Here is a 4,498-nt window from a genome sequence, read left to right as displayed (position 1 = left end):
CCGGCCTGGTCGACGGCGAGCCCCAGGCCCTGGCCCAGCCACAGCAGGGCGAAGCCGCCGGTGCCCCGGCCGGCGCCCGCGGTGCGCTCGGCGATCGCGGCGAGGTTCACGTCGTTCTCGATCGTGACCGACAGGCCGAGGGCGTGCTGGAGGCGGGCGGGCACGTCGCGGGTGGGCCAGCCGGCCAGGGTGTCGGCGAAGCGCAGGTCGCCGGTGCGCGGGTCGACTGCGCCCTGGACGCCGACGCACACGGAGTCCACGCGGACCGGGTCCGTGCCGTCGGCCGCGCACGCCTCGTCGATCGCGCGGCGCACATCGCCCTCCGGCGTGCGCCGTGAGCGGGGGAGCGTCACCTCGACGGCCGGATGCTGCGCGCCCGTCGGGTCGACGACGCTCGCACGCATGCGGCGCGCATCGATGTCGACGGCGACGCCGAGGGCGGCATCCGGACGCACCGCATACGTCACGGCGTTCGGGCCCGGCCCGGCGGACTGGGAGCCGGACCGCTGGATGAGGGACGCCGACTCGAGGCGCTGCACCATCTGCGACGCGGTGGGCTTGGAGAGCCCGGTCAGCTCACCCAGCTGATTGCGCGTGAGCTCGCCGTGCCCGAGCAGCAGCTGCAGGGCGGCGCGGTCGTTCCGCGCGCGGAGCCAGGCCGGGGTGCCGGGGACCGTCCGGTCGGTGCTCGTCGCGCGGCCGGGGGCCGCGACCCGGTCGCGGGACGCCGCTCGGTCGGTGCGGGCGATGCGCTCGGCGCGGTCGGCCATGCGGGGCATCCCTTCGTCGGAATCCGGCGTGCGCCCGTCGGTGGGCGCGGTGCGAATGTATCAGTAAAGTTTCCTAACAGTCAAGAGGGTTAACAAACACCTGGATCGACGTCCCGCCGGGTATCGGGGCGGAGTGACAGAATGGAGTACGGCGTGCCCGGATGCTCCCTTCGTCCTGCGGTTCCTGAGCGAGTGCAGCGAGACGAAGGGCCGCCGGGCCTGTGGACAGCGTCCGCCGTTCCTCGAGGGGAGTCCCATGACCACGCGCATCCAGCAGCACCGTCGGTATCTCATGTGCCGGCCGGAGTTCTTCACCGTCTCGTACGAGATCAATCCGTGGATGCACAAAGCCGACCCGACCGACACGTCCAAGGCCGTGCGGCAGTGGCAGGACCTGTACGACACCTACATCCGGCTCGGCCACGAGATCGAGCTGATCGACCCGATCCCGGGGCTGCCGGACATGGTCTACACGGCCAACGGCGGGTTCATCATCGACGGCACGGCGCTCGGCGTGAAGTTCAGCGTCGACGAGCGCCGCGGCGAGGAGCAGCCGTTCATGGACTGGTTCGGCGCGCACGGCTTCGACGTCGTGCGGCCGGTCGCCGCGCAGGAGGGCGAGGGAGACATCCTGCTCGTCGGCGACACGATCCTGGCCGGCCACGGGTTCCGCTCCTCCATCGAGAGCCACGCGGAGCTCGCCGAGATCTTCAGCCGCGAAGTGGTGTCGCTGAAGCTCGTCAACCCCCGCTTCTACCACCTCGACACCGCGATCTCGGTGCTCGACCCGGTGCAGGGCCCGGGCGGCGTGGAGAAGGCGAACATCGCCTACCTGCCGTCCGCATTCGACGCGGCGAGCCTCGCCGTGCTTCGCGAGCGGTACCCGGACGCCATCGAGGTCGCCGACGAGGACGGCGCCGTGTTCGGGCTGAACTCCGCGAGCGACGGCCTGAACGTCATCATCTCGCCGCGGGCGAAGGGCTTCGAGAAGCAGCTGCGCGACCGCGGGTACAACCCGGTGCTCGTCGATCTGTCCGAGCTGCTGCTCGGCGGCGGCGGCATCAAGTGCTGCACGCTGGAACTGCGCGGCGCGCGTGTCACGGCATCCGGCACGGCGGCCTCGGGCACGGCGGCATCCGAGGCGGAGGCGGCCGCCCGATGAACGCACGCCGGCTCGACACCGCGGCGGTGCGGATCATCGGCACCGAGGACGAGCACCTCGCCCACAACTACCACCCCCTGCCGATCGTGGTGCACCGGGCCGAGGGCGTGTGGGTGACCGACGTCGAGGGCAAGCGGTACCTCGACCTGCTGTCCGCGTACTCCGCGCTGAACTTCGGGCACCGGCATCCGGCCCTCGTCGCCGCCGCGAAGGAGCAGCTCGACCGCGTCACGCTCACGAGCCGCGCGTTCCACAACGACCGGCTGGGCGAGTTCGCCGAGGCGCTCACCGACCTCTGCGGCAAAGACATGATGCTGCCGATGAACACCGGAGCCGAGGCCGTCGAGACCGGCATCAAGGTGGCGCGGGCGTGGGGCTACCGGGTGAAGGGCGTGCCGGCGGATGCCGCCGAGGTCATCGTCGCGCACGGCAACTTCCACGGGCGCACGACCACCATCATCGGGTTCAGCGACGACGCGGACGCCCGTGACGGATTCGGGCCGTTCACCCCGGGCTTCGTGCCGGTGCCGTTCGGCGACGCGGACGCGCTCGCCGCGGCGATCACCCCGAACACGGTGGCGGTGCTGATCGAGCCGATCCAGGGCGAGGCCGGCGTCATCATCCCGCCGGTCGGGTACCTGCGGGCGGTGCGCGAGGCGTGCACCGAGAACAACGTGCTGATGATCGCGGACGAGATCCAGTCCGGCCTCGGCCGCGTCGGCGAGACGTTCGCATGCGACCGCGAGGACGTCGAGCCCGACGTCTACCTGCTCGGCAAGGCGCTCGGCGGCGGCATCGTGCCGGTGTCGGCGGTGGTGGCGGACGCCGACGTGCTCGGCGTGCTGCGGCCGGGCGAGCACGGCTCGACCTTCGGCGGCAACCCGCTGGCATCCGCGGTCGGTGCGAAGGTCGTCGAGATGCTGGCATCCGGCGAGTTCCAGGAGCGCGCCCGCGCGCTCGGCGAGCACCTGGCCGCGCGGCTCGGGGAGCTCGTCGGGAACGGCGCGACCGCGGTGCGCGTCGCGGGCCTCTGGGCCGGCGTGGACGTCGACCCTGCCGTCGGCACCGGGCGCGAGGTCGCCGAGCGGCTGCTCGCCCGCGGCGTGCTCGTCAAGGACACGCACGCGCAGACGATCCGCATCGCCCCGCCCCTCGTGGTGCGCGCCACCGAGATCGACTGGGCCGTCGAGCAGCTCAAGGTCGCCCTGGAGCCCTGACCCCGCCCTCCCGCTCGTTGACTTGCCCTGGATGTACGGCGCGCCCGGCGTGTCGCGTACATCCAGGGCAAGTCAACGAGGAGAGAGGGGGTGGAGGGGGCGCGGCGCCCGGGAGGGTCAGGCCGAGACCTGCAGCTGGATGCTGTGCCAGCCGGATGCGCCGTTCGGGGCCGGGGGCGCCACGGTGGCGGTCTGCACGGTGCCGGACGCGTCGATGGCGCGGCAGCGGATGGTGTGCGAGCCGGCGCGGGCGTTCCACGGCAGGCGCCACTGCACCCACGTGTCGGCGGAGACCGCGGTGGCCAGCTGCGCATGCTGCCACGGGCCGTCGTCGACCTGCACCTGCACGCCGGTGATCGCGGTGTGCGGATGCCACGCCACCCCGGCGATCACCGTCTTCCCGGCCTTCACCTGCCCGCCGTCCTGCGGCACGTCGATGCGCGACTCGAGCTTGATCGGCCCGCGCGGAGCCCAGCCCCGCTCGGTCCAGTAGGCCGTCGCGTCCGCGAACCGGGTCACGTTCAGGTCGACGACCCACTTCGTCGCGGACACGTAGCCGTACAGGCCCGGCACCACCATCCGCACGGGGAACCCGTGCTCCGGCGGCAGCGGCTGGCCGTTCATCCCGACCGCGAGGATCGCCTCCCGCTTCGGGTCGGTGAGGGTCTCGAGCGGGGTGGATGCCGTGAACCCGTCGATCGAGGTGGACAGCACCATGTCGGCGTCCGGATGCACGCCCGCCTGCGCGAGCAGCTCCCGGATCGGATACCCCAGCCAGACGGCGGTCGAGATGAGGTCGCCGCCGACGTCGTTCGACACGCACGACAGGGTCGCCGCGCTCTCGCGCAGAGGCAGTGCGAGCAGCTGCGCCCAGGTGAGGGTCACCTCGTGGTCGACGAGCCCGTGGATGCGGAGCCGCCACGAGTCCGGGTCGATCTGCGGGACGACCAGCGCGGTGTCGATCCGATAGAACTGCGCGTTCGGGGTGATCACGGGCGACAGGCCGGGGACGTCGAATGAGGCGGACGCCGGGACCGTCACGGTGTTCAGGGGCCGGGGGAGGTGCACGGCGCGGCGGATGGCGCTGACCGCCCGGGACCCGGACTGCATCGCCGTGCCGACCGCGGCCGCCGCGATGCCGACGACGACCGCGGCGCCGGTCCAGGCGAAGAAGCCGCGGCGCGTGGTGGACCGATCCACAGGGGGAATCGTGCGGGGCGGCACCGCGACGGGGGCGGCGGGCACCATTCCCCCTGGATAACGTCCCTCGGTGCCCGGCGCCTCGGTCCCGGCACGCGCGACACCGGCCCCCTCGGCCTCGACACCTTCGGCACCGGATGCGGTCGGCG

General features: G+C 72.6%; 4 protein-coding genes. 2 read left to right on the top strand and 2 right to left on the bottom strand.

What is annotated here, in order from left to right; translation table 11 throughout:
* Positions 1 to 770: ROK family transcriptional regulator (locus VJR25_RS09845; RefSeq protein ID WP_324114797.1), on the bottom strand; the 770-nt coding region annotated here is incomplete at its 3' end.
* Between the two features lie 256 nt (positions 771 to 1,026).
* Here VJR25_RS09845 and ddaH point away from each other — a divergent pair.
* Together ddaH and rocD are read left to right on the top strand one after the other, a co-directional pair.
* On the top strand, positions 1,027 to 1,932 hold the full coding sequence (ddaH, locus tag VJR25_RS09840; RefSeq protein ID WP_324114796.1) for a dimethylargininase: 906 nt from the start codon (positions 1,027 to 1,029) through the stop codon (positions 1,930 to 1,932).
* Positions 1,929 to 3,149, top strand: coding sequence for an ornithine--oxo-acid transaminase (rocD, locus tag VJR25_RS09835; RefSeq protein WP_324114795.1), 1,221 nt, complete (start codon positions 1,929 to 1,931; stop codon positions 3,147 to 3,149). Before ddaH ends, rocD begins: the two co-directional genes overlap by 4 nt.
* Before the next feature lie 117 nt (positions 3,150 to 3,266).
* Here the strand turns inward: rocD and VJR25_RS09830 are convergent, their stop codons facing one another.
* The gene (locus VJR25_RS09830; RefSeq protein WP_414683765.1) at positions 3,267 to 4,349 is read right to left on the bottom strand and encodes a molybdopterin-dependent oxidoreductase; all 1,083 of its coding nucleotides are present in this window, start codon (positions 4,347 to 4,349) and stop codon (positions 3,267 to 3,269) included.
* Positions 4,350 to 4,498: the final 149 nt, after the last annotated feature.

This window comes from Microbacterium sp., from assembly GCF_035277845.1.
Lineage (GTDB): Bacteria > Actinomycetota > Actinomycetes > Actinomycetales > Microbacteriaceae > Microbacterium.
Note: the sequence above shows the minus strand (reverse complement) of the source record. Positions and strands in the feature narration are given on the sequence as shown.